The sequence below is a fragment of the Streptomyces glaucescens genome, from assembly GCF_002154375.1.
In the GTDB taxonomy this organism is placed as follows: domain Bacteria; phylum Actinomycetota; class Actinomycetes; order Streptomycetales; family Streptomycetaceae; genus Streptomyces; species Streptomyces glaucescens.
In genome coordinates, this window is sequence record NZ_MUND01000368.1 from 1 (window position 1) to 4,234 (window position 4,234).

The following is a 4,234-nucleotide window of genomic DNA, read 5'->3' on the forward strand; positions in this document are numbered from 1 at the left end:
GGCGGGCGCCCGCCCGATCGCGCCGTACATGGGCCGGGGCAGGATCGGCTGCGGGGTGGGGATGGAGGCGTTGGCGTCGCCCATCTGCGCGTAGGCGATCTGCCCGCCCTTGAGGACGAGGAGCGGCTTGACGCCGAAGAAGGCCGGTTCCCACAGCACCAGGTCGGCGAGCTTGCCGCGCTCGACGGAGCCGATCTCGTGGGCGAGTCCCTGGGCGAGCGCCGGGTTGATCGTGTACTTCGCGACGTACCGCCGCACCCGGTGGTTGTCCGCGCGCCCGTCGCCGGGCAGGGCACCGCGCCGCCGTTTCATCACGTGCGCGGTCTGCCAGGTGCGCAGCACGACCTCGCCGACGCGGCCCATGGCCTGCGAGTCGGAGGAGATGATCGAGATGGCGCCCAGGTCGTGCAGGATGTCCTCGGCGCCGATCGTCGAGGGGCGGATGCGGGACTCGGCGAACGCCAGGTCCTCGGGGACCGCCGGGTTCAGGTGGTGGCACACCATCAGCATGTCGAGGTGTTCCTCGGCGGTGTTGACGGTGAACGGTCGGGTCGGGTTGGTGGAGCTGGGCAGCACGTGCGGCTCGGAGACCACGGTCATGATGTCCGGCGCGTGCCCGCCGCCCGCGCCCTCGGTGTGGTAGGCGTGGATGCCGCGCCCGGCGATCGCGGCGAGGGTGTCCCCCACGAACCCGGCCTCGTTGAGCGTGTCCGTGTGGATCGCGACCTGGATGCCGGTCCGGTCGGCGACGGTGAGCGCGGCGTCGATGACGGCGGGGGTGGAGCCCCAGTCCTCGTGCAGCTTCAGCCCGAGCGCGCCGCCGCGGATCTGGGACAGCATCGCCTCGTGGGAGACCGTGTTGCCCTTGCCGAGGAAGCCGATGTTGAGCGGGTACTGCTCCATCGCCTCCAGCATCCGGGCCAGGTGCCAGGGGCCGGGGGTGACGGTGGTGGCCTTGGAGCCCTCGGCGGGACCGGTGCCGCCGCCGACGAGGGTGGTGATGCCCGACGCCAGCGCCTCGTCGGCGACCTGCGGGCAGATGAAGTGGACGTGCGCGTCGATGGCTCCCGCGGTGACGATCCGTCCGTTGCCCGCGATCACCTCGGTCTCCGGGCCGAGCACCAGATCGGGGTGGACCCCGTCCATGGTGTCGGGGTTGCCCGCCTTGCCGATGCCGGTGATGCGGCCGTCGCGGATGCCGATGTCGGCTTTGACGACGCCCCAGTGGTCGATGATCACGGCGCCCGTGACGACCGTGTCGGGGGTGCCGTCGGCCCGTGTGGCCCGGGACTGCCCCATGGACTCGCGGATGACCTTGCCGCCGCCGAACACGGCCTCGTCACCGGCGAGTCCGGGTCCGCCGGAGCGGTCCTCCTCGATCTCGACGAGCAGATCGGTGTCGGCGAGCCGGATCCGGTCGCCGGTGGTCGGGCCGAACAGATCGGCGTACGCGGCGCGCGACAGCTCAGGCATCGAGGGCACCTCCGGTCTCCCCGCGCAGGCCGAGCACGATCCGGGCGCCGGCGATCGGGACCAGTTCGACGTCGACGGGGATGCCGGGCTCGAACCGCACGGCGGTGCCGGCGGCGACGTTGAGCCGCTTGCCGCGCGCGGCGGCACGATCGAAGTCCAGGCCGGGGTTGGCCTCGGCGAAGTGGTAGTGGGAGCCGACCTGGACCGGCCGGTCGGCGGCGTTGAGGACGGTCAGCCGGGTGACCTCGCGGCCCGCGTTGACGACGATCGGGTCCTCGGCGAACAGGATCTCTCCGGGAGTCATCGAGGCCACCTCAGACGATCGGCTCGTGGACGGTGACGAGCTTGGTGCCGTCCGGGAAGGTCGCCTCGACCTGGACGTCGTGGATCATCTCGGGGACGCCCTCCATGACGTCGTCCCGGGTGAGCACCGCGCGGCCGGAGGACATGAGTTCGGCCACGGTGCGGCCGTCCCGCGCGCCTTCGAGGATGTGCGAGGTGATGAGGGCGACCGCCTCGGGGTGGTTCAGTCTGAGCCCGCGGGCCCGGCGCTTCTCGGCGACGTCGGCCGCCACATGGATCAGCAGCCTCTCCTGCTCGTGCGGGGTCAGTTGCACGTCCCACCTCACATCCTCGCTCCGGGCCGTGCGGGGCCCGGCTGCCGCGGCCACCGCGTCGGGGATAGATGTAACACACAAACAAATGGCGCGATTCGGCGCGATCGGGAAAGAAGAACCCCTGGTGGCGTGGAGCGGCAGGCTAGTTCGCCGGAGTTTCAACGACGTTAACCAGCCCTTGATCCCGTCATGACTCGTCGCTGGTCCGCCCCATACTCATCAGTGCCCGCAGACCGTTGCGGAGCACCTCGACCGGCACCGGCCCGAACAGCGACTGCTGCACGATGAACCCCTGCGCGGCGGCGATCATCGTGCGGGCCACGTCGTCCGCGGGGAGGTCGTCCCGCATCAGCCCGCTGCGCTGGTAGGCCCGGACGACCGTGGTCCAGGCCGCCCGCACGGCGTCGTAGCCCTCGCGCAGCACGGCGGCCAGCTCCTCGTTGCGCGCGGTCTCCGTCCACACCTGGACGACGAGACGCGGGAAGGCCGGCTGCCCGTCGGCGCCGAGGAATCCGCGGGCCTCCAGCGTCCGTCCGAGGACCGTGGCGACCAGGACGTCGGGAGCGGGCGGCGGGCTCTGCCGGGCGGCCTCCTCGAACGCGGCCCGGACCTCCCTCATGACCTCGGCGACGATCGCGCCGATCAGCTCCTCCTTCCCGCTGAAGTACCGGTAGACGGCGCCCGCGGAGAGGTCGATCTCCTTGAGCACGTCCTGCATGGAGGTGGCGTGGAAGCCGTTGCGGGCGAAGCAGAGCGCGGCACCGTCGAGGATCTGGCGGCGGCGGGCGTCGAGGTGTTCCTGGGATACGCGGGCCATGGTCCACAACTTAAAACGAACGTTCCTTCTTGACAAGGAACGACCACCGGCGGGACGGTGGAAGCAAGAAAAACGAACGATCCTTCGCTATGGCGGCGCCCCCTTCCCGGGCGCCGGATCAAGCACCAGGGAGATCCTCATGTCCGCTCCCCGCACCCCGGCCGCGGCGCGTCGGCTGATCGCGGCAGTCGTCCTCGTCCCTGTGGTGGCCGCGCTGGCCCTGTGGGCCTTCGCCTGGCCCGCCGCCCGCACCGCACCGCGCGACCTGCCGCTCGGCGTCGCCGGTCCCGCCGCCGCGGCCGCACAGGCCGAACAGCGGCTGACCCGGCACGAGGGCGCCTTCGCCGTCCACCGCTACCCCGACGAGGCCGCCGCCCGGGACGCGATAGCGGACCGGGAGGTGTACGGCGCGGTCGTCGTCACCGAGCACGGCCCCCGGCTGCTCACCGCCTCCGCCGCGAGCCCGGCGGTCGCGCAGCTGCTGCGGCAGGCGGTGGCCGAGCCCGCGGCCGCCGACGGCGCGCACGTCCCGACGGTCGACGTCGTGGCCGCCCCGGCGGACGATCCGCGTGGCGCGGCCTTCGGCGCCAGCGCGCTGCCCCTGACACTGGCCGGACTGGCGGCCGGTGCCGTGGTCACCCTGCTGGGGCTGCGCGGCCTGCCCGCCCTGGCCGCGCTCGTCGGCGCCTCGGCCCTGGTCGGCGTGGTCGCCGCCGCGATCGCGCACAGCTGGCTGGGCGTCCTGACCGGCCACTGGTGGGCCGAGGCCGGGGTGTTCGGGCTGGCCTCGCTGGCCGTGGCGAGCGCCGTCGCCGGGCTCGCCGCCCTGCTGGGCACCGCCGGGACGGGCCTCATGGCCGCCGTGATGATGCTGCTCGGCAACCCGTTCTCCGGCGCTTCCTCCGCGCCGGAGATGCTGCCGGCGCCGGCCGGCGCGGTCGGCCAGTGGCTGCCGCCGGGCGCCGGAGTGTCCCTGCTGCGCTCGGTGGCGTACTTCGACGGCGCGGCGGCGACCGGCCCGGCCCTCACCCTGACCTGGTGGGCGGTACTGGGGCTCGGGGCGGTACTGCTCGGCGCGGCCCTGAAGTCCCGTACGCCGGCGGCGGCCGGACCGGCGTCCGAACGCGAGCCCGCGCTCGCCCGCTGAACCCCGGCCGGGCAGCCGGCCGGCACCGACCGTGCGTCCCCGCGGTAGCGGACGGGGGCGCACGGTCTCGTTCGCCCGGCGGTGCGACCACGGCCGGCGGCGGGCCGCAGCGGTGGCGGGCCGCAGCGAGGGCGGACCGGGCGGACCGCTATGAGGGGTGGGCCGCTGTGAGGTGCGGTG

Annotated in this window: 5 protein-coding genes; 1 reads left to right on the plus strand and 4 read right to left on the minus strand. The window is 73.5% G+C overall.

Annotated elements, in window-relative coordinates:
• From CCN42_RS23460 to CCN42_RS23475, 4 genes are all read right to left on the minus strand, one after another.
• Positions 1-1,473, minus strand: a 1,473-nt coding sequence (locus CCN42_RS23460) for an urease subunit alpha (protein WP_086738563.1), incomplete at its 3' end; no start/stop codon positions are given.
• On the minus strand, positions 1,466-1,777 hold the full coding sequence (locus CCN42_RS23465; RefSeq protein WP_086738571.1) for an urease subunit beta: 312 nt from the start codon (positions 1,775-1,777) through the stop codon (positions 1,466-1,468). The genes CCN42_RS23460 and CCN42_RS23465, both read right to left, overlap by 8 nt.
• A 10-nt stretch (positions 1,778-1,787) precedes the next feature.
• Positions 1,788-2,090: an urease subunit gamma gene (locus CCN42_RS23470; protein WP_086738565.1), complete on the minus strand. Its 303-nt coding sequence runs from the start codon at positions 2,088-2,090 to the stop codon at positions 1,788-1,790.
• 187 nt (positions 2,091-2,277) lie between these two features.
• Complete coding sequence (locus CCN42_RS23475; RefSeq protein WP_086738567.1) at positions 2,278-2,907, minus strand: TetR/AcrR family transcriptional regulator; 630 nt, start codon at positions 2,905-2,907, stop codon at positions 2,278-2,280.
• Between the two features lie 139 nt (positions 2,908-3,046).
• Here CCN42_RS23475 and CCN42_RS23480 point away from each other — a divergent pair, with 139 nt between their 5' ends.
• Entirely contained in the window at positions 3,047-4,054 is a 1,008-nt protein-coding gene (locus tag CCN42_RS23480) for a hypothetical protein (protein ID WP_086738569.1), read from the plus strand.
• Positions 4,055-4,234 lie beyond the last annotated feature (180 nt).

Coding starts and splice junctions, on each gene's coding strand:
- CCN42_RS23465 (WP_086738571.1), bottom strand. CDS start 1,777: ATGACTCCCGGAGAGATCCTGTTCGCCGAGGACCCGATCGTCGTCAAC.
- CCN42_RS23475 (WP_086738567.1), bottom strand. CDS start 2,907: ATGGCCCGCGTATCCCAGGAACACCTCGACGCCCGCCGCCGCCAGATC.
- CCN42_RS23480 (WP_086738569.1), top strand. CDS start 3,047: ATGTCCGCTCCCCGCACCCCGGCCGCGGCGCGTCGGCTGATCGCGGCA.